Source organism: Cohnella candidum (assembly GCF_003713065.1).
Lineage (GTDB): Bacteria > Bacillota > Bacilli > Paenibacillales > Paenibacillaceae > Cohnella > Cohnella candidum.
The window spans coordinates 4,264,765-4,290,102 of record NZ_CP033433.1; the positions used below are offsets into that span (position 1 = coordinate 4,264,765).

The following is a 25,338-nucleotide window of genomic DNA, read 5'->3' on the forward strand; positions in this document are numbered from 1 at the left end:
GCGGTGAGCGGCGGTGAAAATCCAGCCGGGCTTTTATCCCATGAACAAAACGGTGCAAAGAGGGGAAACGGCCAACCGGCCGGCGCCGTCGCAGAACTTCTCGGATATGATGCAGCAGCAGGAGGAAAACCGATCCCATGAGGAGCTGCAGCGCAAGCTGGAGGATATCCGCTTGCAGGGAGACCGGCTGACCCGCTCGATGACGGTCCGGGAGCTCGTGCTGTACCGCCAGATGGTGAAGGGATTCCTGGAAGACACCGTCCGCCGCGGCATCGGCTTGAAGGAAACGAAGGGCTGGGACCGCCGCGGCCGAGGCAAGCGCTATAAGCTGCTGGAGGAAGTGGATGCCTTGCTCGTTGGCATGGGCGAGGAGCTGCTCCATTCCGAAGAAGGCCGTCTCGACCTGCTCCATAAAGTCGGGGAAATCCGCGGCATGTTGATCAACCTGGTATTCTAACCGCTGCCGGTTTGCGGCGTACGTACCGGCGGTTCGCAGTCAGAAGAGGTGCAATGATGGGTTTACGCGATATACCCGGCCAAGACAGGGCCAAATCGCTCTTGCAGCATGCCCTGCGCTCCGGAAGGGTCGCGCATGCGTATTTGTTCGCCGGTCCTTCCGGTTCCGGCAGGCACGAAACGGCGATGGCTTTCGCCCAAGCGCTGTTCTGCGAGCAGGGAGGCGACGACGCGTGCGGGGAATGCTTGTCCTGCCGCAAGGTAAGCCACGGCAACCATCCCGATCTGCATGTTATCGAACCCGACGGGGCGAGCGTGAAGATCGAACAAATCCGGGAGCTGCAACGGGAGCTTTCTTACCGAAGCGCCGGAGCGGGATATAAAGTCTATATCATTCACGCGGCAGAGACGATGACCGTCCAAGCCGGCAACAGCCTATTGAAATTTCTGGAGGAACCGCCTTCACCCGTCGTCGCCATTCTGATCGCGCCGGGCGCCAAGGCGGTTCTTCCGACCATTTTGTCGAGAACGCAGCTCGTTCCTTTCGTTCCGGGCGACCGTGAGGCGATGGAAGAGAAATTGATAGCCGAAGGCAAGCCTCCGTTGCTAGCCAGAGCCGCGGTGCATCTGGCTTCCGGCTTGGCTGCGGGACGCGCTTTGGCGGATGAGAATTGGTTTGCAGAAATCCGAAACGTAGTGATACAATTAGGCAGGGAGAATCTGTCCCGGTTCCCTGGCAGTTTGTTGTTGTCCCAACAGCAAATTTTCAAGACGGATCTCTCGGAACATGTCGAAACGTTGCTGCAATTATTTGCCTTATGGTATAGAGATATGATTTACGCCATGACCGGCCGACAGAAGCAGATGGTATTCGCGGACCAAGCGGAGTGGATCTCGAAACACGCTTGGAGCCGGAGTATTGAAGCTTGGGCGCAGGCCATGGAATCGGCGCTGACCGCGGCGAGGCGCATCAAGGCTCACGTGCCGCCGCAGTTGGCTTTGGAGCAATTTCTGGTGAACGTGCGGGAGGGGTAGATTTGTACGATGTAGTCGGTGTCCGCTTCAAAAAAGCGGGCAAAATCTATTATTTCGATCCCGCCGAGCATCCGGTGTCCCAAGATCAGCATGTCATCGTAGAAACCGCGAGAGGCGTGGAATACGGCAAAGTCGTCGTCGGTCCGAAGAGGGTCGGCGAATCCGATGTCGTGCTTCCTTTGAAGAAAGTCATCCGCGTGGCCGGAGAGGTCGACGCCAAAGCGGTTGAAGAGAACCGCGGCGCGGCCAAGAACGCTTTTACGGTCGGTTTGCAGAAGATAAGGGACCATGGGCTTAAGATGAAGCTCGTGGACGTGGAATACACGTTTGACCGGAATAAAATCATCTTTTATTTTACGGCCGAAGGGCGCGTCGATTTCCGGGAGCTGGTCAAAGACTTGGCCGGCGTATTCCGGACCCGCATTGAATTGCGGCAAATCGGCGTTCGCGACGAAGCCAAAATGCTCGGCGGCATCGGTCCGTGCGGGCGCGTGCTCTGTTGTTCCTCGTGGCTCGGCGATTTCGAACCGGTCTCCATCAAGATGGCTAAAGACCAGAACCTGTCGCTGAATCCCACGAAGATCTCAGGTCTTTGCGGCCGCCTTATGTGTTGTTTGAAATTCGAGCACGACAATTACGAGAGCGCCAAAGAAGAATTGCCTTCGGTCGGCCGCCACGTGGTTACTTCCATGGGCGACGGCAAGGTCGTAGGCCTCAACCTGGGCAGCCGGACGGTTCACGTCCAATTGTTCGAGCTCGGCAAAGTGAAAGAATTGCCGTTTGACGACGTCGTCCTCAAATGACCGGGAACCCACAACCTGATGCTTGAGGTGGAATGCCGTAAATGAAGGATATTTTTCTTCGCATGGATGAGCTTGAGTCCAACATGGGCAGCATCCATGCCGATTTCGGAGCGCTCAAGCTCAAGATTAAAGAACTGCTGGAAGAGAACCAACGTCTCCGTATCGAGAATCAACAGCTGCGCAAGGTGCTGAAGCGGGAGACGGATTCCGCTGCGGACAACGATTCGGCGGAAGAACCGGCTGCCGAACGCAAGGAAAAGCCGGCAGCGACGGTCGGAGAAGGCTACGACAATTTGGCCCGTTTATACCATGAAGGCTTCCATATTTGCAACGTCTATTACGGCCACCTCCGCATGGAGGGAGATTGCCTGTTCTGTCTCTCTTTTTTGAGCAAATAATCGTGAACGCGCAGAACCATCATTCCATTCGGAATGGTGGTTTTTTGTGCAGATCGGGCCGTCGTTGCATGATGAAGGGAAGTCGAGTAAGCTAAGGGGCGTACCCCCCAGAAAAAATTTCTTCTATATAATAAAGGAGTTTCCCCCAAGCATGAACGAACCCGATGTGCATCTGCAGCCTGGCGAACGGCTGGACCACCTTCTGACGCAGGAGCTGAAAATCATACAAAGTCCGGAAGTGTTTAGCTTCTCCATGGACGCGGTGCTGCTCGCCAGGTTTGCCGGGTTGCCGCCCAAGGGCAAGGTGCTGGATTTGTGTACGGGCAACGGCGTCATTCCCTTGCTGCTATCGACCCGCACGGAAGCGTCTATCGACGGTGTCGAAATCCAGCCGCGATTGGCGGACATGGCCAAGAGGAGCGTGGCGTTGAACCGGCTGGAAGGCAAGATTCGTATCTTGGAGGCAGACTTACGGACTTGGTCGCAAGAAGGCGCGGTCGGCGGAGCGTACGATGCGGTAACGGTGAATCCGCCGTACATGCCGAAAGGAACGGGAGAGCACAAAGAAAACCCCCATCTGGCGATGGCGAGGCATGAAATCGGCTGCACATTGGACGAGGTGGTCGCGGCTTGCTCGCGTGCCGTGCGCAAAGGGGGCCGCGTGTCGGTGGTTCATCGCCCGGCGCGCCTGGTCGATATTCTCGAGTCGATGCGCAAGCACCGGCTTGAGCCCAAGCGAATCCGATTCGTCCATCCCCGGAAGGGGAGCGAAGCCAATATGGTCTTGGTGGAGGCCTCGAAAGACGGCCGCCCGGAGGTACGCCTGCTGCCGCCGCTCGTGGTTTACGAGGACGGCGGGGGTTATACGGGCGAGCTTCTGGATGTATTCTATGGAAGAAAAACAGAACTGACGGACGAGCGTCAGACGGAAGGGGAAGGTTGACGTGATGGACGAGCCGTCCGTAGAGCAGGCACAGGTCCAACGAAGCTTCGCGGCGAGGGAGAAGCCGGGGACGTTGTATTTGGTCGCCACGCCGATCGGCAACCTGGAGGATATGACGTTCCGCGCGATCCGCACGCTGCGCGAGGTGAACCTGATCGCAGCGGAAGATACGCGCCAGACGCGAAAATTGCTCACCCACTTCGAAATCCAGAACCGCCTCGTCAGCTATCACGAGCACAATCGCGAAGCCAGCGGCCCGGAGCTGCTCAAAATGCTGGAGGAAGGCGCTAGCATCGCCCTGGTCAGTGACGCCGGCATTCCCGCGATCTCCGACCCGGGAGCGGAGCTGGCGGCGGAAGCCGCAGCCCGGGGCATACCCGTCGTTCCGGTGCCGGGAGCGAACGCGGCTCTCTCCGCCTTGATCATTTCCGGCCTGCCGACCGACCGTTTCCTGTTCGCGGGTTTCCCGGCGAGGGACCGCAAAGGCATCGAAAAATTGATGGATTCCTTGAGCGGCGAGCCGGGGACGATCATCCTGTACGAGTCCCCGCATCGCGTGCGCAAGACGTTGGCGCTGCTCGCCGAGCGGTGGGGGCATCGCCGCATGGCGATCGTCCGCGAGCTGACGAAGCGGCACGAGGAAGCGATCCGCGGTACCGTTCAAGCTTGCTTTTTCCACGCAGAGGAAAACCCGCCGATCGGCGAGTGCGTGCTCGTGATCGAAGGAGCGACCGCCGCCGACGCTTCGACGCGCGCCGGAAACCAAGCGGGCCCGGGTGTACAAGAGCCCTGGTGGGCGCAGCTGACGCTGGCGCAGCACGTGGATCGGTACGCCGAACAGACCGGCAACCGCAAGGAAGCGATGAAGCTGGCCGCTAAGGACCTCGGCCTTTCCCGAAGGGATGTCTACCAGGCGCTGCTCGGAGAGGAAGAATAAAAAAAGATCCTCCCGACAAACTTCGGGAGGATTAAGGAGATATAAAAAGGTTAGAATTAACAATTTAGCAGGCTTGTTATCTATTATAACGCATATTCTTTAATTTGTCACAGGGGAAGGCAAATCCTTCAAACATTCTCTGCAAACAATTTTGCCTTTGAAGTACGTGACGTTCTCCGCGTTGCCGCAGAAAATGCAAGCCGGCTCGTATTTCTTCAGCATGATGCGTTCGCCGTCCACGTAAATTTCGAGCGCATCCTTCTCTCCGATTCCAAGCGTACGGCGCAGCTCGATCGGGATGACTACCCGTCCCAGCTCGTCGACCTTCCGCACGATCCCCGTAGATTTCATCATTTGGAAATCCCCCTCAGTTCAGGTTAAAATAATACCGAACGCGAGACTTGCCGTTGACGTTATGTATTATCGCCACGATTCGACAAAGTTCTCTTTTTTACGATTTATATCGTACCAACGATTCCCAAATAAGTCAACCGGAATTCGCCGCGGCGAATTCGGTAAAAACAGCCAAATCGCTTGCTGTTGCGGGAGTTCATGGAATTGCCACACATGGGTGCGGGTAATGGATGGAAGAACGAAATACGACAAAAGTCGACAAAGATTGTCGAACATTTGTCTGAATGAGGTGACGCATATGCTGCGGGAGTTGGAAGAGGAGAAAGTGTTTAAGGACCCGGTCCATCATTCCATTTTCGTACAGGAACCGACGATTTGGAAACTCATCAACACGCCGGAATTTCAGCGGCTCCGCCGCATCCGCCAGCTCGGCACCTCTTATTTGACTTTCCATGGCGCCGAACACAGCCGGTTTTCCCATTCTCTCGGCGTCTATGAGATTACCCGAAAGATCATCTCGCAATTCGAACGCAACGGGTTCGCCGAATGGCCCCGCGAAGAACGGCTCGTCAGCCTCTGCGCGGCGCTGCTGCATGACGTCGGGCACGGCCCGTTCTCCCATTCCCTGGAACAAGTATTCGGAACCGACCACGAAAAATGGACCTGCGATATCATTCTTGGCGATACCGAGGTCAACCGTGTACTGCGCGAAACGGACGAGAACCTTCCGGGGCAGATTTCCTCCGTCATATGTAAAAACTACGAGAAACCGATCGTGGTCAGCCTGGTTTCCAGCCAAATGGACGCCGACCGCATGGATTACCTGCTGAGGGACTCCTATTTCACCGGCGTTCACTACGGAACGTTCGACCTCGATCGGATCCTGCGCGTACTCAGGCCTTACAAGGGACAAATCGTCGTCAAAGAAAGCGGGATGCACGCGGTCGAAGCGTACTTAATGTCCCGTTACCAGATGTATTGGCAGGTCTACTTCCATCCCGTCACCAGAAGCTCCGAAATCGTGCTGCGTTCGATATTCAAAAGGGCCCGCGCGCTGTATGAGTCCGGCTACCGGTTCGAATTCCTGCTGTCGCCGCTCCGCAGGCTGTTCGAAGGCACGCTGACGGTCCCTGGATATTTGGAATTGGACGAGGCGATGGTGCAAACCGCCTTCGGGCAGTGGACGCACGAAAAAGATCCGATCTTGTCGGACTTGTGCCGTCGTTTTTTGAACCGGGAACTTTACAAGTACATACCCTTGGAGTTCCGTGACGAAACATGGCTGGCGGAATTAAGGGAACAATGGCGGAGAATCGGCCTCGATCCGGATTATTATTTGGAAGTCGACACGCCTACCGATCTGCCGTACGACGTGTATAAACCGGAGACGCAGCAGGGCGGCTCGTACAAGCCGCCGATCCTGGTTCTCGACGACAAAGAGCGGCTGACGGAAATTTCCGCGAAATCAGAAATCATCCGGTCGATTGCCGGCTTGCAGCGGGGCAAATATCATGTCTACTACCCGGAAGAAGTGATCCGCAAACATGCGGACCGTCTCTCCCCGCTCACGCGGGAACGACTGTATTTATAATAGAAGGGAGACAACTTGCGACATGTTGATCGACACGCACGCGCACTTGGATTCGAACAAATTCGACGAGGATCGCGAGGATGTCATCCGCCGCGCGCGGGAGGCCGGAGTCGACACGATCGTCAACATCGGCTTCAACCGCGAGACCATTCCGACCACGATAGAACTGGCCGAGCGCTACCCGTTTATCTATGCGGCCGTAGGCTGGCACCCCACCGACGCGATCGACATGAATCTGGAAACCGATTTGGCCTGGATCGAGGAGCTCTGCGACCACCCCAAAGTGGTGGCGATCGGGGAAATCGGGCTCGACTATTACTGGGACACGTCCCCGAAGGAAACCCAGCACGTCGTGTTCCGGGAGCAAATCCGGCTCGCCCGGAAGGTCCGCAAACCGATCGTGATCCATAACCGGGATGCGCATGAGGATATCGTGCGGATTTTGCGGGAGGAGAAAGCTGAGGAAGTCGGAGGAATCATGCACTGTTTCTCGGGAAGCTGGGAGACGGCCAAAATGTGCCTGGACATGAACTTCGACATTTCGTTCGGCGGACCCGTGACGTTCAAAAACGCGAGGGTGCCGAAAGAGGTGCTGGCGAAGGTTCCGATGGACCGGATTTTGATCGAAACGGACTGCCCCTATTTGGCTCCCCACCCCCATCGCGGGAAACGGAACGAGCCGGCTTACGTCTCTCTGGTCGCGGAAACGGCGGCGGAAATCAAAGGAATTTCTGTGGAAGAACTGGTGAATCTGACGAGCCGAAACGCGAAATCGCGATTGTCATTACGGTAAAAACAAGAGGAAAAGAGCGTTAAAATTAACCTGGGTGCCGAAAAAACTAGGATCTTCACAATATAATCCCAAAGTAACGGATAAAATAAGCTAAAATGGGCAAATACGTCCATTGACCTCTCTTTACATGTTTGCTGGGAAGCGGTTATGATCTTACACAGAGTTTAACTTTGCTACCTGGATTCCTTTTCCAAAACGCTGAATCTCCCACTGGGAGAGCGGGGGACCCAACGCGAGGGGTGTCGTGAGACGCCTGCGAGCGGTCCGAGCAATCTTGGGGTGAAGTTCGCGCAGCGGCCGATGAGCCGCGAAGCGGACAGGGCGGCTCTCTATGCCCGAACCCGACAGCTAACCTCGCAAGCGTCCATAGAGAGAGGTCAACCTCGTGCTGCCAAATTCCCTTTAACCAAGCGGAAGCCACGAACAGGTCCTCTGTCGGTGGCTTTTTGTTTGTTTAAAAAACGGGTAACGAGGTTACTAAGGACCTATGTTTGGTCAAGGCGTTGCCGCGTCCGCTGGATTCGCCGCACACGCGAACGCTGCACCGATAACAAAACGAATTTAGTCGCGTCGAACAAAGTCATGCGTAACAGTCGACGGCGGGGCTATGAAGGAGGAGCGAGAAAATGGGCGTTATTCCTGCTCAGGGAACCCATGATCCACGACCGACCAACAAGCTTTTCGCAGCGAAATGGAAGCATGAGCATTTGCGTTTGATTTTCATCTGCGCAATTCTCTCTTTTGCTGTCATTGTCATGTTCACATCGCTGCTGCGAGGCGCTTACGCCAAGAGCGTAACCGTCGTAGACGGCGGCAAGTCGGTCGTCTACCAATCCCGGAGTACCGACGTATCCGGGTTTCTCGAGGAGCATAATATTAACGTCGGGCCTTTTGACCGCATCTCGTTGTCTCTCGCTTCTCCCCTTGAGAAGAACGGGCATCTGATCATCGAGCGGGCAAAGCAGTTGTCCATCCAAGCCGATGGCAAACAGCAGGTGAAATATTCGACGGAACGCACCGTCGGAGACGCCCTCGCGGCGCTGAATATCCGGCTGGGCGATCAGGATCGGGTCATTCCCGGCGTGGACGCGTCGATCGAAGAAGGGATGAAAGTCCGCATCGTCCGGGTTCGCACCGAGACGATCGAGACGGAGCACCCGATCGACTTCGCGGTCGTGAAGCAATCCAACACCCAACTGGCGGCCGGAACGCAGAAAGTCGTCAAAACCGGCCAAAAGGGCGTTCTGGTTAAAAAATTCGAGCGCGTCTTCGAAGACGGCAAGCTCGTATCCGAGCAGATCGTCGATAAGACGGTCGCCAAACCCGCAGTACAGCAAATCGTTGCCGTCGGAACGAAGAAAGCGGCGGCTCCGACGACCCTCGTCGCGAAGACGCAGGGCGGCGTCCTCAAGCTGAACGGCAAAACGATCGCCGTGAAGCACAAGATTTCGAACGTCACTCTTACCGCCTATTCCGCGGGTTTCGCCTCCACGGGCAAATCCAAAGGCGATTCGGGCTACGGCATTACCGCTTCCGGCACGACCGTCAAGGAAGGACGCACGATCGCGGTGGATCCGGACGTGATTCCGATGGGTTGGTGGGTTTACATCGAAGGCATCGGCTTCCGCCGCGCCGAAGATACCGGCAGTGCGATCAACGGCAAGAAGATCGATGTCTACTACGACAGCGAAAGCCGGGCGGAGCGGTTCGGTTTGAAAAAGGGCTACACCGTCTATGTGATCGGTCCAGTTAAACCGACGTCGGACTAGGCTTTAAAGTTGCAGAATATTCAAATCTTTAAGCGGCGATATACGTTAAGCGAAACGGGCGTGCCTTCCTGGTCGGGGGCCGCCCGTTTTTGCGCGGCTGCCCCGTTATCCGTTTTCTTGAAGTCAAGGACAAACTCGTTTACGCTGTAGGAAGCGAATGGGACAAAGGCAGGCGGAATGAACGTTGACGATCCGAGAAATGATTGTGGTGGAAGGCAAGGACGATACCGTGGCGATCCGCCGGGCGGTCGGCGCGGATACGATCGAGACCGGCGGATCCGCCGTCGGCGAAGACGTGCTCCGGCGGATCGAATTGGCGCAGGAGAGAAGAGGCGTCATCATCTTCACCGATCCTGACGCTCCCGGCGAGAGAATCCGCAAAATCGTGGCGGAGCGGGTGCCCGGCGCCAAGCACGCGTTTTTGACGAAGGACGAAGCCCGCAGCAAGACCGGCCTGGGCGTGGAGCATGCTTCCGACGAAGCGATCCGGCGGGCGTTGGAAGCGGTCCGAACGCCGGATCAGGCGAATGGCCCCGAGGCAGAGGGCGAGATCGAGTGGAGCGATCTGCTGGAGGCGGGCCTGATCGTGCACGCGGACGCCGCGCGGCGCCGCGAGAGAATGGGTGAGCTGATCGGCATCGGTTACGCGAACGGGAAGCAGTTCCACAAGCGCTGCAACATGTTCCGCATCACGAAGGCGGAATTCGCGCAAGCGTTGGAACAGATGGAGAGGGAAGGGTTGCAGCGTACATGAGAAAAACAGAAGGACCGGCCATCGCGGCTGCCGGACGCACGAAGGACATCATTCGCCGGCATGGCTTTACGTTCAAGAAAAGCCTCGGGCAGAACTTTCTGATCGACGGCAATATTCTGGATAAAATCATCGCGGCCGCCGGCCTCGACGAGTCGCGCGGCGCCCTGGAGATCGGTCCTGGCATCGGCGCGCTTACGGAACGGTTGGCGCAGGCGGCGGGGACCGTCGTGGCGCTCGAGATCGACAACCGGCTTCTTCCGATTCTGGAGGACGTGCTGTCCCCTTACGACAACGTGAACGTGATTCACGCAGACGTCCTTAAGGCCGACCTGAAGCGGTTGTGGGACGAGCACTTCGCCGGTACAGCCGGCGTGAGCGTCGTGGCGAACCTGCCGTATTACGTGACGACGCCGATCGTCATGAAGCTGCTCGAGGAACGGCTGCCGATCGAGCGCATCGTCGTGATGGTGCAGAAGGAAGTGGCCGAGCGGATGGCCGCTAAGCCGGGCGGCAAGGAATACGGCAGCCTCAGCATCGCGGTCCAGTATTATTGCGAGCCGGATTTGGTCGCGATCGTGCCCTCCGGCTCGTTCATCCCGGCGCCGAACGTGGATTCGGCCGTCATTCGCCTGACGAAGCGGCCGCAGCCCGCGGTGACGGTACCGGACGAGGATCGGTTCTTCCGCGTCGTCCACGCGGCGTTTGCGCAGCGCCGCAAGACGATCGCCAACAACCTGTCCGCGTTGTCCGGCAAAGAACGGAAGGCGGAACTCACCGCCTTGCTGGCAGGATGCGGCATCCAGCCCGAGCGCCGGGCGGAGACGCTGTCTCTGGATGAATTCGCCCGGATCGACGGGGAATTGGCGAAAGCGGGCATGATCGACTGACGGACGCGCACCATGAGCGTCGCCTCTCCATACGATAGACGAAGAGGTGATTGGCCCATGAAACAGGGGGACCTGGTCGTCCGCAAATCGTATCGTGGAGATATGATGTTTCGAATCGCGGACTTCGCCGGTAAAGGAGCGTTGCTGCGCGGGACGGACTACCGTCTGCTGGCGGACGCCCCGCTCGACGATCTTCTTCCGGTGCGGAATCCGGACGAGCTCAGCGGCACGCGGCAGGCTCGTATCCAGGCGAACGAATCGATTCGCCGCATGCGCGAGGAGAGATTCAAGCAATCCGAGAGAGCGGGAGCCTATCCGAATCCTGACCGCAGGCAGCACTATTTCGAGATGCCGGGCAAGGTGCTCCATCTCGACGGCGATCCGAATTACTTGAAGAAAAGCATGCAGGTCTACGGGCAGCTCCGGATTCCCGCCGAAGGGATCCACTGCCACGAGTCGCAGATGCCCGGTATGCTCGTCAGGCTTCTCCCGCAGGTGCGCCCGGATATCGTGGTCATCACGGGCCACGACGGCGTGCTCAAGCAGCGGGAGAATCTGCAGCATTTGGGGAACTATAAGAACTCCCTGAATTTCGTCCATGCCGTTCGGGTGGCCCGCGAGTTCGAGCGGCACCGCGATTCGTTGATCGTCGTGGCGGGAGCTTGCCAATCGCATTTCGAAGCTCTGCTTCAAGCCGGCGCCAACTTCGCCAGCTCTCCGGCGAGGATCATGATCCATGCCCTCGACCCCGTATACGTTGCCGTTCGCGCGGCATTCACTCCGTTCCGGGAAACGATTAACGTGACGGACGTCGTTACCAACACGATCAGCGGCATACAGGGCGTCGGGGGAATCGAGACGATGGGCAGCTTCCGCATCGGAGTTCCGAATCCGAAAGAAACGGCCGAAAATGTGAACATTGTGTGACGTCGATCGCGGCAGAATTTTAAAAACCCGACAATATCAAGGAAATTCACCGTTGACAATAAAATGGAGCGGCTGATATAATATTTCGCTCATTTGACAAGACCCCTCTTTTTAGTTATAATTTACAGGGAAAGAGGTGGTTGTGGATCATGGCGAAGAACGCGCTTCTGGAAATCAAGCGAAGCCTGGAGCCGCACGTCGGTTCCAAAATCATGCTCCGCGCCAACGGTGGACGACGCAAGACCATCGAACGCACGGGCGTGCTGGAAGAAATCTACCCATCGGTTTTCATCGTCAAGCTGGACCAGGAACAACACGCTTTCAAACGGGTTTCGTACAGCTACGCCGACATTCTCACCGAGTCCGTCGAAGTGATGCTGTGCAACGAAGAAGGTCAGGTCCGGATCAGTTATTCGCATTGACCGGTTGAGCACGGGCAGTGCCGGCGCGCAAGAAGCGCCGGGGCTGCCCGTTTTGCATGCCCGGGATTCGTCCGGGGTATGCTAGTGGCGGGAACGCCGACAGGCGTCACCCGTCGAAGGGAGGCCATGCGCTTGAGCCGAAGAAGAGGTGTCATGTCTGACCAATTCAAGGCGGAGCTAGCCAAGGACCTCGGGTTTTACGACACGGTCCAGCGGGAAGGCTGGGGCGGCATACGGACCAAAGATGCCGGGAACATGGTGAAGAGGGCGATCGAAATCGCGGAACAGGCGATGGCGCGCCCTCCGCAGGGTTGATCCTCCTTCCCCGCGGGACGGCAATGGGAATGAACGGGTCACTCCGTCTCGGCGGAAGGGCCCGTTCGTTTTTTTGCCCGGGGTTTGATATAATATCGAGAAGCTTTTTCCAAATGTGGTGACGACGAGATGACGAAAATCTACGAGAAAGCCCCCGCCAAAATCAATCTGCTTCTGGACGTTCTCCGCAAACGGGAGGACGGTTTCCACGAGGTCGAAATGGTCATGACCATGGTCGATCTGGCCGACCGTCTGGAGATGGAGGAGCTGCCGGGCGACCGGATCGTGCTTTCCAGCCAAGCAGGGTTCATTCCGCTCGACGAGAAGAACCTCGCTTTCCAAGCGGCCAGGTTGATCAAGGAAAGATACGGCGTGTCGCGGGGCGTATATATCCATCTGGACAAAAGAATTCCGGTGGCGGCCGGATTAGCCGGCGGCAGCAGCGACGCGGCGGCGGCGCTCCGCGGCCTGAATCGGCTGTGGGGCCTCGGCCTGTCGCAGCAGGAGCTGGAATCGCTGGGCGCCGAACTCGGATCGGACGTTCCTTTCTGCATCCGGGGAGGCACGGCGGTAGCCAGAGGCAGGGGCGAAGTGCTCGAGAGCATTCCGGCTCCGCCGCAATGCTGGGTCATCTTGGCCAAGCCGCCCATTAACGTCTCGACCGCCGACGTCTATGGCAAACTAAGAGCGAGCGAGCTGAAGAACCACCCGTCGCTCTCGGACATGCTGTCGGCCATTCGAAGCGAATCGTTTACCGAGATGTGCGACTCGCTCGGAAACGTGCTCGAGACGGTCACGCTCGACCGTTACCCGGAAGTGCGCCAAATCAAGGACTGCATGGCCAAACTCGGCGCAGACGGCGTCTTGATGTCCGGCAGCGGCCCCACGGTATTCGGCCTCGTGTCGAAGGAAGCGAAGGTCCCGAGAATCTACAACGGGCTTCGCGGTTTCTGCAAAGAGGTTTACGTGGTAAGATTGCTTACATAATCACGATAGTTTTGGAGAAAAAAGCGGCCAATGGGAACTGGTTGTTGATGAAAACCGTATAAAGATGTTATTATCTTGTTAAATTATTCGGTTTTCGGACGGGAGAGAGAATCGTGAAAAAGCTCAAGCGCAGCGCACGCCTCGTAGAGATGACCCAATACCTGTTGGCCCGTCCCCATACGTTAATATCCTTAACAGCATTCGCCGAGAGATATCAGTCCGCCAAGTCTTCGATCAGCGAAGACCTGGCCATCATCAAAGAAGTGTTTGAGGATGAAGGCGTCGGAGATTTGAATACGCTTGCGGGAGCGGCCGGAGGCGTCCGGTTCGTCCCGCGCTGCCGCAAAGACCAGGCGCTCGAGAAGATCGTCGCCGTGTGCCGCGAACTCGAACAGCCGGACCGCTTGCTGCCCGGCGGCTATTTGTATATGACCGACTTGCTGGGACAGCCGGGATTAATGCAGGAAGTGGGGCGCATGTTCGCCAGCGCTTTCGCGGACCGCCAGATCGACGTCATCATGACCGTCGAGACGAAGGGCATTCCTCTGGCGTTCGCGACGGCCCAATTTCTAAATCTGCCCGTTGTCATCGTGCGGCGCGACCATAAAGTGACGGAAGGATCCGCCGTCAGCATCAACTACGTATCCGGATCGGCCAAACGGATTCAGACGATGTCCCTTGCGCGCCGTGCCCTCCGGGAAGAGTCGCGCGTGCTCATCATCGACGATTTCATGAAAGCGGGCGGAACCGTGCAAGGCATGGTCGACCTGCTGCATGAGTTCCGCGCCGTCGTCGCGGGTGTCGGCGTATTCGTAGAGTCCGGAGAAGTCGATAACGAAGAGAGGCTTCTCCACGACTACATCTCGCTGGCCCGCCTCACGGAAGTGGACCTGAAAACCCGCCACATTACCGTACAGCCCGGCAACTTTTTTTGAAATCCCATCCCATGAACCGAGGAGGTTTCCTTCATGACGCTTAAAATCGTGTCCACTCCGGACGCTCCCGCCGCCATCGGCCCCTACGCCCAAGCGGTGCGCTTCGGACAACTGCTGTTCACTTCCGGCCAAATTCCGCTGAAGCCGGACGGAGAGCTCGTCTCCGGCGGCATCGCGGAGCAGACGCATCAAGTTCTGACCAACCTGACTGCCGTTCTCGCGGCTGAAGGCGCGACGCTGAAGGACGTCATCAAGGCGACCGTGTTCCTAAAGGACATGAACCAGTTCGCGGAGTTCAACGGGATCTATGCTTCCTACTTCGGAGACCATAAGCCGGCTCGTTCCACCGTTGAAGTCGCACGGCTTCCCAGAGACGTTTTTGTCGAAATCGAGCTTGTGGCGGCGGTATCTGTCGAAACTGGAAGGAATTAAAAATTTTTTTCTAAAAACCCAGCGAAATTACCAGTTTAAAGAAGGATTTGCCTTGCTCGTGTGGAATATTACACCAAGTCTTCTAGAGGCCTAAAGGTGGTGAACACAAGTGCAAATTACTGATGTGAGACTCCGCCGCGTCAACTCGGAGGGGCGCATGAAAGCCATCGCTTCGATTACCATTGACAACGAATTCGTCGTTCATGACATACGCGTCATCGACGGGAACAATGGGATGTTCGTGGCAATGCCGAGCAAACGGACTCCGGACGGCGAGTTCCGTGACATCGCTCACCCGATTTCTTCCGGCACGAGGGAGAAAATCCAAGCTGCGGTTCTGGCGGAGTATGAACGCGCAGCGCAAGAAGAAGACGTTATCGTCGAAGGGGCATAATAACGTACTCATGAACAAGAGGGCCGAGAGAGGCTCTCTTTTCATTTTGCCGGGAATAAGCTATCATTCTTTCAGGATTGAATACCCCCGGAGGGGATGGAAGGCGGTCCACCCGATGAAGAAAATGGCGATTGTGCTTGCTGCGGGACAGGGCAAGCGTATGAAGTCGAAACTATATAAGGTGTTACACCCCGTATGCGGCAAACCGATGGTCGGACACGTGATCGATACGGTCCGGGATGCCTCCTGCGAAAGGGTCGTCGTTATCGTCGGCCACGGCGCGGAAGCGGTGAAAGAGAGGCTGGGAGACGGGGCGGAGTACGCGCTGCAAGCCCAGCAGCTCGGCACGGGCCATGCGGTCATGCAAGCGAAACCGCTGCTGGGTTCGGAAGAAGGCATTACGCTCGTCATTTGCGGCGATACGCCGCTCGTCTCGGCCGCTACGGTTGAAGCGATGATGGAGCGGCATATCCGCGAAGGGGCGGCGGCTACCGTGCTGACGGCCAAGATGGACGACCCGACGGGTTACGGCCGCGTCGTTCGGGGAGACGACGGCGCCGTGCTCCGTATCGTCGAGCAGAAAGACTGCACGCCGGAGGAAGCGGCCATTAACGAAATCAATGCCGGCACGTATTGTTTCGATAACCGGCTGCTTTTCGAAGCTTTGGAGAGCGTGACGAACGAGAATGCCCAGGGCGAATATTACTTGACCGACGTGATCGGCATCCTTCAGAAGAAGGGCAAACGCGTAGCCGCGAGCCTGCTCAAGGATCCGTCCGAAGCGATCGGCGTCAATGACCGGATGGCCCTCGGCGAAGCCGAGCGGCTGATGCGGCAGCGCGTCAATGCCGCCCATCAGGCAAACGGCGTCACGCTGATCGATCCTGCCAGTACCTACATTGAAGCCGGCGTAACCATCGGGGCGGATACGCTCATCTATCCCGGCACGGTGCTTCGGGGAAGCACGGCCATCGGAGAAGATTGCGTCATCGGGCCATCGGCCGATCTGACGGATACGATTGTCGGAGCGGGATCCACCGTGCGCCAGACCGTCGGAGAGGGCGCCGTCGTGGGGGAAGACTGCAACGTCGGACCTTTCGCTTATTTACGTCCGGGCACAAAGCTCGGCAACGGCGTCAAAGTCGGCGATTTCGTCGAGATCAAAAACGCTTCGATCGGCGACGGAACCAAAGTTCCGCACCTCAGCTACGTCGGCGACGCCGTCGTCGGCAAAGGCGTCAATATCGGCTGCGGCGCGATTACCGCCAATTACGACGGGTATAATAAGTCTGTGACGGAAATCGGAGACAATGCCTTCATCGGAAGCAACGCGAATCTCATCGCGCCGGTCAAAATCGGCGACGGCGCTTATGTCGTGGCGGGATCCACGATCACGCACAACGTGGACGAGAACGACCTGGCGATCGCCAGGGCCCGGCAAGTCAATAAACCCGGCTATGCGGACAAAATCCGTTCCCGCGCGAAAGCGATCAAAGAGAAGAAGAACGGCGAATCATAATACAAGGGTCGAAAGAGCGTTTTGCTCTGGCGACGGAAAGCGGGTTGTTTCCGGGTGGCCTACCATGACGGCAACTTAAAAATACTTTCTGGAAGCTCCAACACGAAGCTGGCCGAAGCGATCGCCCGCCATATCGGCGTCCAACTGGGCGCATGCGAGACCAGACGGTTCAGCGACGGCGAAATCCATATCAAACTCGACGAAAGCGTACGCGGAAGCAATGTTTTCGTCGTTCAATCCACCAGCGCTCCGGTCAACGAGAATTTGATGGAACTGCTCGTCATGGTGGACGCCCTGAAGCGGGCGTCCGCCAAAACGATCAACGTTGTAATGCCGTATTACGGCTATGCAAGGCAAGACCGCAAGGCGCGGGCGCGGGATCCGATTACGGCGAAGCTCGTCGCGAATCTGATCGAGACCGCCGGCGCGCACCGCGTGATCGCCATGGATTTGCATGCCATGCAGATCCAAGGCTTCTTCGACATTCCGGTGGATCATTTGCTTGGCGTACCCATTCTCGGCGATTATTTCTATGAGAAAGAATTGGACAAGCCGGTCGTCGTATCTCCGGACCATGGAGGCGTCGTGCGCGCGCGGAGATTGGCCGATACGCTTCAGGCGCCGCTTGCGATCATCGACAAGAGGCGTCCGGAGCCGAACGTCGTGGAAGTGATGAACATCATCGGCGACGTGTCGGGACGGACGGCGATTCTCGTAGACGATATCATAGATACCGCGGGCACGATCGCCCTTGCGGCCAACGCACTGAAGGAAGCGGGAGCCAAGGATTTGTATGCCTGCTGCACGCATCCCGTACTGTCCGGACCCGCATTCGAGCGGCTGCAAAATTCCCCGCTGAAGGAAATCGTCGTCACCGATACGATTCCTTTGCCCCAGAACAACGGCTGCTCCAAAATCAAGGTATTGTCCGTCGCGCCGCTGATCGGGGAAGCCATCAAGCGCATCCACGAGCAGAAGTCGATCAGTAAACTGTTCGAACCCCACGTGTAAATGCATTCACGTTTATTCGGCAAGCCGGAAGGGTAACAATAGGGTATATCTGCAAGGAGGTCGTACCCTATGAACCCGATGACATTGAAAGCCGAAACCCGTGCGACGACCAGTCGCGGCGAGCTGCGCAAGCTGCGCAAAAACGGTCGGATCCCCGGCGTCGTGTATGGTAAAGACCGCTCTGCACCGACCCCCGTGGCCGTGGACGCGAAGGAGCTCGAAGCATTGCTGAGGTCGCATCCGCACGCCGTGCTGGAGCTGGACATCTCCGGAGACGGCAAAGAGAACGTCCTGCTCTCCGAGGTTCAGCGGGATTCCATGAGCCGTGAAGTGCTGCACATCGATTTCCATAAGATCAATATGAACGAAAGCATCAAAGCGCCGGTCCGTCTCGAGGTGTCCGGCAAATCGGCGGGCGAGAAGGAAGGCGGCATGCTGCAGCTGGTGCTGCATGAGATCGAAGTCGAATGCTTGCCGAAGAACCTTCCCGATTCGATTCCGCTCGAAGTCGAGAACCTGCAGGTCGGAGATAGCCTCACGGTGGCCGACATCCAGTTCCCGGAGGGCGTAAAGCCGCTGATGGACGCGGACAGCGTCGTCGCTTCCGTCCTGGCGCCGCAGAAAGAAATTTCGGCGGAAGAAGCGGATGCCATCGACGATGCCGCAGAGGAGAACGCAAGCCAAGCCAAGTCGGCTCGCCTCGTGGAAGGATGACCGCATAACGGCAGAGGGCCGCGCCTCTATGGCGCGGCTCTATTTATTGCCCAAAAAGTGACGTGATCCTTCGCAGTTTATTCCGATTACTTTTCGGGGGCCCCGAAAAACACACCAGATTTTTCAATACCCGGGGCGCGAGACGAACGTGAACTGCTTGCGGCTGTAGAAAATATTGTTGACCTTCACGAATTCTTTGCCATAATATTCGATGAACCCGATATCGCTGTGCAAACGGCCGCAATAAATCTGAATGGGTACTTCCGACACCATATGATCTTGGAAATGCCGATCGTCGAAAATCATTTGGCCGTTGAGATACATCCATTCACCCTTCTTTCGCGTGTTTGATCGCTCTGATGATTAGGACACGCAAGGTTCGCGATTCGTTGCATGCGATCGTCATTTTTTGTTTTTTGCCGTTGAATCGGAGGTTGATGGATAGATGCGTTGGATCGTCGGACTGGGAAATCCCGGCGCGGAATACGAAACGACCCGCCATAACGCGGGATTTTTCGTCGTCGATGAGCTGGCCCGGAGATGGAACGCCGGCAGCTTCCAGAACAAATGCAAAGCCTTGATCGCCGAAGCCCGGATACAGGGCGAGCGCGTAGCGTTGATCAAGCCGATGACCTACATGAACCTGTCGGGGGAATCGGTGCGTGCGTTCATGGACTACTTCAAGGCGAAGTTGGAGGACGGCATCGTCGTTTACGACGACCTCGATACGGAGGTCGGCAAAATCAGGCTTCGGTACCAAGGCAGCGCTGGCGGCCACAACGGGATCAAGTCGATCATCCAGCATACGGGCACGCAGACGTTCAATCGGGTCCGTATGGGAATCTCGCGCCCCCGACCGGGGGTAACCGTCGTCGATTACGTGCTGTCTTCTTTCGCCAAGGCGGAAGCCGCGGAAGTGAAGCGAATGGTCGAGGAAGCGGCGGACGCGATCGAGTTTTCGCTCACGCATACGTTCGAGCAGACGATGGCCAAGTTCAACGGCCGGTCCGGGGGTTAAGAATCCGGCTAAAACCGGCAATAGGCGGGCATACTGAAGGGAACGCGGCACAGCCGCATATCCCCCCTTCAGGAGGCATACATATGGCTGTAAATTATGAATGCCGGCATTGCCGTATGCCGCTCGGACGGTTCGAGAACGATCAAGTGCCCGAGTATCGGCTGGGCCTGCAATTCTTGACCCCCGAAGAGCGGAAGCGTATAATATCGTATAATTCGAACGGGGACGTAACCGTTAAGGTGATCTGCGAATATTGCAGCCAGACGTTGGATAGCCATCCCGAATTGGCGCTGCTGTCCAATCCGCTGCAATGAAACCTTCGTCGCCGTGCGCACCGGGATACTGTAATGGGGCCTTGGCATGAGCCGGGCTCTTTTTATCATGATCTTGAAGCGAAGCGCCGATGCTTCGTTAGTCATTAGAAACACCGGGGGGATATAGGATGAACCCGCTACTCCAGACGATCGCCACGGATTCCGATCTGGTCAGCATCATGAACGGCATTCGCGGCGGAATGAGAGAACAGCTGGTTGCCGGGTTGTCGGGCTCCGCGCGGCAGGCGGTCGTGGCCGCCATGTTCCGGGAACTGCAAAAACCGATTCTGATCGTAACGCACAACATGTTCTCCGCGCAGAAGATGGCGGATGACCTGCAGGAGTGTCTGAACGACGGCGAAGTGCTCCTGTATCCGGCCAACGAGCTGATCGCGGCGGAGACCGCGATATCGAGTCCCGAAACTTCGGCCAGGCGGCTGGAAGTGCTGCTCAAGCTGGCGGAAGGATTCCGCGGGGTGGTCGTCGTACCTTTCGCCGGATTGCGGCGGTTCCAGCCGGATCGACAGACGCTGGCGAACTCCCGCATCGACCTTAAGGTCGGAGGGACGAAACCGCTCGACGAATTTCTCAAAGACATGGTGGCTCTTGGCTACGAACGCGTGGACCGCGTCGAGCAGAAGGGCCATTTCAGCGTGCGCGGGGGAATCGTGGATTTCTTTCCGCTCGCCTCTTCCATCGCATACCGAGTGGAATGGTTCGACGATGAGATCGACTCGATCCGGACCTTCGATCCGACGGACCAGCGGTCGATCGACAAGCTGGACGCCTACTCGGTCGGTCCGTGCCGGGAATTGATCGCCGATGCGAGGCGATTCGGAGCCGCGGCTCAACACGCCTACGATTTGATGCAGAAACAGCTGGAGAAAATGAGCGACCGGCAAGCCAAAGAGCGGCTGGAGTCCGAAATTTCCCGGGAAATCGATCTTTTGCGACAAAACGTCTATTTTTCCGAAATTTACAAGTATGTCTCTTTGTTGTATCCGGAGCGCCAGACGCTGCTGGACTACGTGCCGAAAGACACGCTTCTCATCATGGACGAACCGAACCGGCTGGGCGAAACCGCCAAACAGCTGGAGCGAGACGAATCCGAGTGGAGCGTTCACTTGCTGCAGCAAGGCAAGACGCTACCCGGCTTCACGCTCGCCGTACCGGCTGAACAAGCGATGTATCCGAAACAGTTTCAGGTCGTCTACCTGTCGCTGTTCGTCAGGCAGATTCCGCACACCCAGCCGCAGAACATCGTCAATTTCGTCTGCCGTTCGATGCAAAACTTCCATGGCCAGATGAACGTGCTGAAAGCGGAAATGGAACGTTGGCGCAAAAGCGGCGCACACATCCTGATGCTGGCCGGCAGCCCGGAGAGGGCGGAGCGTATCCGCCGCGTGCTCGACGACTATCATATCGAGGCGCCCGAGATTCTGCTCGGCAACCTTCAGAGCGGATTCGAGCTTCCTTCCGTGAAACTGGTCGTCATCACGGAAGGCGAGATGTTCACGCAGAAGCAGCGCAAAGCCCGCCGCGTCGACCGCCATCTGGACAACGCCGAACGCATCAAGAGCTACACCGAGCTCAAGGTCGGCGATTATGTCGTTCACCAGAATCACGGGATAGGCAAGTATCTCGGCATCGGCACGATGGAAGTCGCGGGTATCCACAAAGACTATCTTCATATCTTGTACGCGGGCGGCGACCGGCTGTCGGTGCCCGTCGAGCAATTCGACCTGATCCAGAAATACATCGGCTCGGAAGAGAAAGAGCCGAAAGTCAGCAAACTCGGCGGACAGGATTGGAACCGCGTCAAGTCCAAAGTCCGTTCGTCGGTCAAAGATATCGCGGACGATCTCATCAAGCTTTATGCCGCGCGTCAGGAAACGAAAGGCTTCGCGTTCGGCGAGGATACGACGTACCAGCAAGAATTCGAAGCTATGTTCCCTTACGAGGAAACGAACGACCAGCTGCGTACGATCCGCGAGATCAAGGCGGATATGCAATTGCCCCGGCCGATGGACCGCCTGCTGTGCGGCGACGTGGGCTATGGCAAGACGGAGGTCGCCGTGCGCGCGGCGTTCAAGGCGGCGATCGAAGGCAAGCAGGTCGCGGTGCTCGTGCCGACGACGATTTTGGCGCAGCAGCATTACGAGACGTTCCGCGAGCGGTTTTCCGGGTATCCTTTCAATATTAAAGTCATGAGCCGTTTCCGCTCCCGCAAGGAACAGAACGATGCGATCAAAGGCTTGAAAGCCGGCACCGTCGACGTCGTGATCGGAACGCACCGTCTGCTCTCCCAAGACGTCATTTTCAAGGATTTGGGCTTGCTCATCGTCGACGAGGAGCAGCGGTTCGGCGTCACTCATAAAGAGAAGCTCAAAAAGCTGAAAACGAACGTGGACGTCCTGACGCTGACGGCGACGCCGATTCCGCGGACCCTGCACATGTCGATGCTCGGCGTGCGGGATTTGTCCGTCATCGAGACGCCGCCGGAGAACCGCTTCCCCGTGCAGACGTACGTCGTCGAATACAGCCCGACGCTCGTGCGGGAAGCCATCGAGCGGGAATTGGCGCGCGACGGCCAAGTCTATTATCTCTTCAACCGGGTGCAGGGCATCTACCAGATGGCGGAGCAGATCAGCGCTCTCGTGCCGGACGCCCGCGTCGCCGTCGGCCACGGGCAGATGTCCGAGCAGGAGCTCGAACGGACGATCCTCGATTTCCTGGACGGCGAATACGACGTGCTCGTCAGCACGAGCATCATCGAAACGGGCGTGGACATCCCGAACGTGAACACGCTCATCGTGCACGATGCGGACAAGATGGGCTTGTCCCAGCTCTACCAGCTGCGCGGCCGCGTAGGCCGTTCCAGCCGAATCGCTTACGCCTACTTTACCTATCAGAGGGACAAGGTCCTCACCGAGGTCGCGGAGAAACGCCTCCAGTCCATTAAGGAATTCACGGAGCTGGGCTCCGGGTTCAAGATCGCGATGCGCGACTTGGCCATTCGCGGCGCGGGCAACCTGCTCGGCGCGGAGCAGCACGGTTTTATCGCGTCCGTCGGGTTCGACCTGTACTCGCAGATGCTGGCCGAAGAGATCAATCAGCGCAAGAGCGAATGGGGAGGGGCGGCCGTTCCCGTCCAGCCGGTGAACACGCAGCTCGATTTGGGCGTTGACGCATACCTGCCTCCGGACTATATCTACGACAGCATCCAGAAAATCGAAATTTACAAAAAAGTCGCAGGCTCGACCACGCTCGAGGACGTATCCGATCTGTTCGACGAGCTGGTGGACCGGTTCGGCGATCCGCCGAAAGCGGTGCTCAACCTGCTCGCCGTCGCACGGCTCAAGGTTTACGGGCGGCGTTACGGGGTGGAGTCGATCGTCCATCGCGGCGACGACGTGACGCTGAAATTCGAGGATCGCCGCGCCTCCGAGGTGGAGGGTCCGAAGCTGAAGGCGCTCGAGGCCAAGTTTCAGGGCCGCCTGTTGGTCGTTCTGTCCTCCCAGCAGCTATCGGCCAAGCTCAAAACCCGCGGCCTCGGGGAAGACGCACTGTTGGCGCTCGTCGAGGAGTTTCTGGTACAATACAGGGAAGTCCTAAAATCGAAGGGAGAACTTCAAGATGTTGCACCCTAAACGCGCATCTGCGCGCCGGGTATTGTTTACGGTCTTGGCGGCGGTGCTGCTGGCCGCGCTCGTCGCCGGATGCGGCAAGAAAAACGATAATAAGGCGAATGCCGATAAAGTCGGTCTTCCCGGGTCAGGGGAAGGTACCGTCATCGCCACGTACGACGGCGGCCAGATTACCTCAGGGGAGTTCGACAAGTATACCGCCTTTATGGAAGTATCCGATCCCCAAACGGCCATGTACCTGCAAATTCCGCAATTCAAAGAGCAGTTCGTCAAACAGTTCGCGCTGTACAAAGTGATGTACGGCCGCGCGACGGACGCGCAGGCCAAAGCGGCCGACGAAGACGTCAAAAACTTCGAAACGTCGATTAACGACGCCTTGAAGACCAGTACGGATCTGAAGAGCCAACTCGACCAGAAGAAATTGACGGTCGACGAAATGAAGAAAATCGTGAAGGTGCTGGCGACCGGATCCCAAATCGCCAAAGCCCAGAGCGACGAATTCACCAAGGCCGTTACCGACGCAGAAATCAAGGCCGAGTACGACAAGAACAAGGCCGATTACAATATCGTCACCGTCCGGCACGTGTTGGTCGCCACGACCGATTCGACGACCGGCAAACAGCTGAGAAGCGACGACGAAGCCCTCAAGCGGGCCAAAGAAGCGAAGGACAAGCTCGATAAAGGCGGCGACTGGAACGCGATCGCCAAACAATATTCCGACGATCCGGGTTCCAAGGACAAGGGCGGCTTGTACGAGAAGCAGCAAGCCAAAGGTTGGGATACGGACTTTAAAAACGCCGCGAACACGCAGCCGATCGGCAAGATCGGCGAGCCGGTCCAATCGCAATTCGGCTACCACGTCATCAAGGTGGAAAGCCGCGAGGAAACGGCTTACGACAAGCTTGCCCAAGCGGACAAAGACGAACTGAAACAATCGGTCGTCAGCACGAAGGTGCAGAACTACCTGCAATCCGAAGAAGAGAAGCTGAACGTCAAAGTGACGCTTCCGGCCGAACCTTCCGCATCGCCGTCCGCTTCGGCATCTCCGGGCGCATCGGCATCCCCGTCGGCACCGGCTTCACCGAGCGTTTCCGCGTCTCCGAGCTCCTCGCCGGCAAGCAAATAACCGGTTTCTCACCGCAGCCGTTCCCGATTCGGGAGCGGCTTTTTTCATTCCGTTGCCGAAATCTTGGTGAATTTTGGATGGCACTTCCCATTTTCGGGGTAATAACTTTCATAACGCATTGGTTGTTTCCACCAGCGGTGGGCGAGCGCATAAGAAAATGGGAGGGGTTGAATACTACACCTACGAATCCATGTCACCTTTTTCCGAGCTCTCGCGTTCGCCATACAAGCCGGTCAGTTTCCCAGCCGGCACAGCAGCCAATGGTTAAATCACCTAAGAAAGTGGGGCAACAGCAGCCATGAAAGCAACCGGAATTGTACGCCGCATCGACGACCTGGGCAGGGTCGTCATTCCGAAGGAAATCCGCCGCACGCTCCGCATCCGGGAAGGGGATCCGCTCGAAATTTTCGTCGACCGGGACGGTGAAGTCATACTCAAAAAGTATTCCCCGATCGGAGAACTCGGCGACTTCGCCAAGGAATACGCCGAATCCTTATACGAAAGCACGAATCATATCACGATGATCTCCGACCGGGATACCGTCATCGCCTTGGCCGGCGCTTCCAAAAAGGAATATTTGGACAAGCCGATCGGCAGCGTGCTCGAGAATTGCATGGAGAACCGCAAAATCATGCTGGAAACGGGAGCGGGCAGCTTCGAGATCATGCGTGACGGCGGAGAAAACTTCAGCTCGTTCGTCGCGGCTCCGATCGTCGCCGGCGGCGACCCGATCGGCACGGTCGTTCTGCTTAGCAAAGAAGAAGGAGTTTCCATGGGCGAAATGGAAAGCAAAATGGTCGAGACGGCGGCCGGCTTCCTGGCCAAACAAATGGAGCAATAACGTTTGCGCTCCTGCA

General features: G+C 57.4%; 28 protein-coding genes and 1 riboswitch. Of the genes, 26 read left to right on the plus strand and 2 right to left on the minus strand.

Features of this window, described 5'->3' with window-relative positions:
* The first annotated feature begins 13 nt into the window (after positions 1–13).
* From EAV92_RS19655 to rsmI, 6 genes are all read left to right on the plus strand, one after another.
* The gene (locus EAV92_RS19655; RefSeq protein WP_206424241.1) at positions 14–457 is read left to right on the plus strand and encodes a YaaR family protein; all 444 of its coding nucleotides are present in this window, start codon (positions 14–16) and stop codon (positions 455–457) included.
* Between the two features lie 56 nt (positions 458–513).
* Positions 514–1,491 (plus strand): DNA polymerase III subunit delta', encoded by a 978-nt coding sequence (holB, locus tag EAV92_RS19660; protein ID WP_123042669.1) that lies wholly within the window; start codon positions 514–516, stop codon positions 1,489–1,491.
* 2 nt (positions 1,492–1,493) lie between these two features.
* Complete coding sequence (locus EAV92_RS19665; protein WP_123042670.1) at positions 1,494–2,294, plus strand: PSP1 domain-containing protein; 801 nt, start codon at positions 1,494–1,496, stop codon at positions 2,292–2,294.
* A 41-nt stretch (positions 2,295–2,335) separates the two neighbouring features.
* Positions 2,336–2,692 (plus strand): DNA replication initiation control protein YabA, encoded by a 357-nt coding sequence (yabA, locus tag EAV92_RS19670; RefSeq protein ID WP_123042671.1) that lies wholly within the window; start codon positions 2,336–2,338, stop codon positions 2,690–2,692.
* A gap of 151 nt (positions 2,693–2,843) precedes the next feature.
* Positions 2,844–3,635 (plus strand): tRNA1(Val) (adenine(37)-N6)-methyltransferase, encoded by a 792-nt coding sequence (locus EAV92_RS19675; protein WP_123042672.1) that lies wholly within the window; start codon positions 2,844–2,846, stop codon positions 3,633–3,635.
* Positions 3,636–3,639: 4 nt separating this feature from the next.
* On the plus strand, positions 3,640–4,572 hold the full coding sequence (rsmI, locus tag EAV92_RS19680) for a 16S rRNA (cytidine(1402)-2'-O)-methyltransferase (RefSeq protein WP_123042673.1): 933 nt from the start codon (positions 3,640–3,642) through the stop codon (positions 4,570–4,572).
* Between the two features lie 99 nt (positions 4,573–4,671).
* On the opposite strand, the gene EAV92_RS19685 is transcribed toward rsmI, so the two are convergent.
* Positions 4,672–4,926, minus strand: a complete 255-nt coding sequence (locus EAV92_RS19685) for an AbrB/MazE/SpoVT family DNA-binding domain-containing protein (protein WP_027086730.1) — start codon at positions 4,924–4,926, stop codon at positions 4,672–4,674.
* Positions 4,927–5,224: 298 nt separating this feature from the next.
* Between EAV92_RS19685 and EAV92_RS19690 the strand changes: the two genes are divergently transcribed.
* The 15 genes from EAV92_RS19690 to EAV92_RS19760 all read left to right on the plus strand — a co-directional run bounded on the left by EAV92_RS19690 (position 5,225) and on the right by EAV92_RS19760 (position 18,376).
* Positions 5,225–6,517: an HD domain-containing protein gene (locus EAV92_RS19690; protein WP_123042674.1), complete on the plus strand. Its 1,293-nt coding sequence runs from the start codon at positions 5,225–5,227 to the stop codon at positions 6,515–6,517.
* A gap of 22 nt (positions 6,518–6,539) precedes the next feature.
* Complete coding sequence (locus EAV92_RS19695; protein WP_123042675.1) at positions 6,540–7,310, plus strand: TatD family hydrolase; 771 nt, start codon at positions 6,540–6,542, stop codon at positions 7,308–7,310.
* Positions 7,311–7,496: 186 nt separating this feature from the next.
* Positions 7,497–7,689, plus strand: a riboswitch (cyclic di-AMP (ydaO/yuaA leader).
* 376 nt (positions 7,690–8,065) lie between these two features.
* Positions 8,066–9,079 carry a 3D domain-containing protein gene (locus tag EAV92_RS19700; protein WP_241158326.1) on the plus strand — a complete coding sequence of 338 codons (1,014 nt, stop codon included), beginning with the start codon at positions 8,066–8,068 and terminating at the stop codon, positions 9,077–9,079.
* A gap of 199 nt (positions 9,080–9,278) precedes the next feature.
* Positions 9,279–9,833: a ribonuclease M5 gene (gene rnmV / locus EAV92_RS19705; protein ID WP_123043820.1), complete on the plus strand. Its 555-nt coding sequence runs from the start codon at positions 9,279–9,281 to the stop codon at positions 9,831–9,833.
* On the plus strand, positions 9,830–10,720 hold the full coding sequence (gene rsmA / locus EAV92_RS19710; RefSeq protein WP_123042677.1) for a 16S rRNA (adenine(1518)-N(6)/adenine(1519)-N(6))-dimethyltransferase RsmA: 891 nt from the start codon (positions 9,830–9,832) through the stop codon (positions 10,718–10,720). The genes rnmV and rsmA overlap by 4 nt, the downstream gene beginning before the upstream one ends.
* A 57-nt stretch (positions 10,721–10,777) precedes the next feature.
* Complete coding sequence (gene yabG / locus EAV92_RS19715) at positions 10,778–11,647, plus strand: sporulation peptidase YabG (protein WP_123042678.1); 870 nt, start codon at positions 10,778–10,780, stop codon at positions 11,645–11,647.
* A 149-nt stretch (positions 11,648–11,796) separates the two neighbouring features.
* Entirely contained in the window at positions 11,797–12,069 is a 273-nt protein-coding gene (gene veg, locus EAV92_RS19720; RefSeq protein WP_123042679.1) for a biofilm formation stimulator Veg, read from the plus strand.
* Positions 12,070–12,201: 132 nt separating this feature from the next.
* The gene (locus EAV92_RS19725) at positions 12,202–12,384 is read left to right on the plus strand and encodes a small, acid-soluble spore protein, alpha/beta type (protein WP_123042680.1); all 183 of its coding nucleotides are present in this window, start codon (positions 12,202–12,204) and stop codon (positions 12,382–12,384) included.
* Between the two features lie 129 nt (positions 12,385–12,513).
* A complete protein-coding gene (gene ispE, locus EAV92_RS19730) occupies positions 12,514–13,371 on the plus strand; it encodes a 4-(cytidine 5'-diphospho)-2-C-methyl-D-erythritol kinase (protein WP_123042681.1) in 858 nt (285 codons plus the stop codon).
* A gap of 113 nt (positions 13,372–13,484) precedes the next feature.
* Entirely contained in the window at positions 13,485–14,306 is an 822-nt protein-coding gene (gene purR / locus EAV92_RS19735) for a pur operon repressor (protein WP_123042682.1), read from the plus strand.
* A 33-nt stretch (positions 14,307–14,339) separates the two neighbouring features.
* On the plus strand, positions 14,340–14,738 hold the full coding sequence (locus EAV92_RS19740) for a RidA family protein (RefSeq protein ID WP_123042683.1): 399 nt from the start codon (positions 14,340–14,342) through the stop codon (positions 14,736–14,738).
* Between the two features lie 109 nt (positions 14,739–14,847).
* Positions 14,848–15,132, plus strand: a complete 285-nt coding sequence (spoVG, locus tag EAV92_RS19745) for a septation regulator SpoVG (protein WP_123042684.1) — start codon at positions 14,848–14,850, stop codon at positions 15,130–15,132.
* A 115-nt stretch (positions 15,133–15,247) separates the two neighbouring features.
* Positions 15,248–16,651 (plus strand): bifunctional UDP-N-acetylglucosamine diphosphorylase/glucosamine-1-phosphate N-acetyltransferase GlmU, encoded by a 1,404-nt coding sequence (gene glmU / locus EAV92_RS19750; RefSeq protein WP_123042685.1) that lies wholly within the window; start codon positions 15,248–15,250, stop codon positions 16,649–16,651.
* 54 nt (positions 16,652–16,705) lie between these two features.
* Entirely contained in the window at positions 16,706–17,662 is a 957-nt protein-coding gene (locus EAV92_RS19755; protein ID WP_123042686.1) for a ribose-phosphate diphosphokinase, read from the plus strand.
* A 69-nt stretch (positions 17,663–17,731) separates the two neighbouring features.
* The gene (locus tag EAV92_RS19760; RefSeq protein ID WP_241158327.1) at positions 17,732–18,376 is read left to right on the plus strand and encodes a 50S ribosomal protein L25; all 645 of its coding nucleotides are present in this window, start codon (positions 17,732–17,734) and stop codon (positions 18,374–18,376) included.
* A 123-nt stretch (positions 18,377–18,499) separates the two neighbouring features.
* On the opposite strand, the gene EAV92_RS19765 is transcribed toward EAV92_RS19760, so the two are convergent.
* Entirely contained in the window at positions 18,500–18,700 is a 201-nt protein-coding gene (locus tag EAV92_RS19765) for a hypothetical protein (RefSeq protein ID WP_123042687.1), read from the minus strand.
* 121 nt (positions 18,701–18,821) lie between these two features.
* On the opposite strand from EAV92_RS19765, the gene pth reads away from it, so the two are divergent.
* The 5 genes from pth to spoVT all read left to right on the plus strand — a co-directional run bounded on the left by pth (position 18,822) and on the right by spoVT (position 25,322).
* Complete coding sequence (pth, locus tag EAV92_RS19770) at positions 18,822–19,394, plus strand: aminoacyl-tRNA hydrolase (RefSeq protein WP_123042688.1); 573 nt, start codon at positions 18,822–18,824, stop codon at positions 19,392–19,394.
* 83 nt (positions 19,395–19,477) lie between these two features.
* Positions 19,478–19,708, plus strand: coding sequence for an anti-sigma-F factor Fin (locus EAV92_RS19775; protein WP_123042689.1), 231 nt, complete (start codon positions 19,478–19,480; stop codon positions 19,706–19,708).
* A 128-nt stretch (positions 19,709–19,836) separates the two neighbouring features.
* Positions 19,837–23,358: a transcription-repair coupling factor gene (gene mfd / locus EAV92_RS19780; protein ID WP_123042690.1), complete on the plus strand. Its 3,522-nt coding sequence runs from the start codon at positions 19,837–19,839 to the stop codon at positions 23,356–23,358.
* Entirely contained in the window at positions 23,345–24,481 is a 1,137-nt protein-coding gene (locus EAV92_RS19785) for a peptidylprolyl isomerase (RefSeq protein WP_123042691.1), read from the plus strand. The genes mfd and EAV92_RS19785 overlap by 14 nt, the downstream gene beginning before the upstream one ends.
* Before the next feature lie 298 nt (positions 24,482–24,779).
* On the plus strand, positions 24,780–25,322 hold the full coding sequence (gene spoVT / locus EAV92_RS19790) for a stage V sporulation protein T (protein WP_123042692.1): 543 nt from the start codon (positions 24,780–24,782) through the stop codon (positions 25,320–25,322).
* Positions 25,323–25,338: the final 16 nt, after the last annotated feature.

Coding starts and splice junctions, on each gene's coding strand:
- EAV92_RS19700 (WP_241158326.1), top strand. CDS start 8,066: ATGTTCACATCGCTGCTGCGAGGCGCTTACGCCAAGAGCGTAACCGTC.
- EAV92_RS19775 (WP_123042689.1), top strand. CDS start 19,478: ATGGCTGTAAATTATGAATGCCGGCATTGCCGTATGCCGCTCGGACGG.
- rsmA (WP_123042677.1), top strand. CDS start 9,830: ATGAGAAAAACAGAAGGACCGGCCATCGCGGCTGCCGGACGCACGAAG.
- spoVT (WP_123042692.1), top strand. CDS start 24,780: ATGAAAGCAACCGGAATTGTACGCCGCATCGACGACCTGGGCAGGGTC.
- mfd (WP_123042690.1), top strand. CDS start 19,837: ATGAACCCGCTACTCCAGACGATCGCCACGGATTCCGATCTGGTCAGC.
- EAV92_RS19760 (WP_241158327.1), top strand. CDS start 17,732: ATGAACCCGATGACATTGAAAGCCGAAACCCGTGCGACGACCAGTCGC.
- EAV92_RS19685 (WP_027086730.1), bottom strand. CDS start 4,926: ATGATGAAATCTACGGGGATCGTGCGGAAGGTCGACGAGCTGGGACGG.
- pth (WP_123042688.1), top strand. CDS start 18,822: ATGCGTTGGATCGTCGGACTGGGAAATCCCGGCGCGGAATACGAAACG.
- holB (WP_123042669.1), top strand. CDS start 514: ATGGGTTTACGCGATATACCCGGCCAAGACAGGGCCAAATCGCTCTTG.
- ispE (WP_123042681.1), top strand. CDS start 12,514: ATGACGAAAATCTACGAGAAAGCCCCCGCCAAAATCAATCTGCTTCTG.
- EAV92_RS19695 (WP_123042675.1), top strand. CDS start 6,540: ATGTTGATCGACACGCACGCGCACTTGGATTCGAACAAATTCGACGAG.
- EAV92_RS19690 (WP_123042674.1), top strand. CDS start 5,225: ATGCTGCGGGAGTTGGAAGAGGAGAAAGTGTTTAAGGACCCGGTCCAT.
- EAV92_RS19675 (WP_123042672.1), top strand. CDS start 2,844: ATGAACGAACCCGATGTGCATCTGCAGCCTGGCGAACGGCTGGACCAC.
- rnmV (WP_123043820.1), top strand. CDS start 9,279: ATGATTGTGGTGGAAGGCAAGGACGATACCGTGGCGATCCGCCGGGCG.
- rsmI (WP_123042673.1), top strand. CDS start 3,640: ATGGACGAGCCGTCCGTAGAGCAGGCACAGGTCCAACGAAGCTTCGCG.
- EAV92_RS19785 (WP_123042691.1), top strand. CDS start 23,345: ATGTTGCACCCTAAACGCGCATCTGCGCGCCGGGTATTGTTTACGGTC.
- yabA (WP_123042671.1), top strand. CDS start 2,336: ATGAAGGATATTTTTCTTCGCATGGATGAGCTTGAGTCCAACATGGGC.
- veg (WP_123042679.1), top strand. CDS start 11,797: ATGGCGAAGAACGCGCTTCTGGAAATCAAGCGAAGCCTGGAGCCGCAC.
- EAV92_RS19740 (WP_123042683.1), top strand. CDS start 14,340: ATGACGCTTAAAATCGTGTCCACTCCGGACGCTCCCGCCGCCATCGGC.
- EAV92_RS19765 (WP_123042687.1), bottom strand. CDS start 18,700: ATGTATCTCAACGGCCAAATGATTTTCGACGATCGGCATTTCCAAGAT.
- glmU (WP_123042685.1), top strand. CDS start 15,248: ATGAAGAAAATGGCGATTGTGCTTGCTGCGGGACAGGGCAAGCGTATG.
- yabG (WP_123042678.1), top strand. CDS start 10,778: ATGAAACAGGGGGACCTGGTCGTCCGCAAATCGTATCGTGGAGATATG.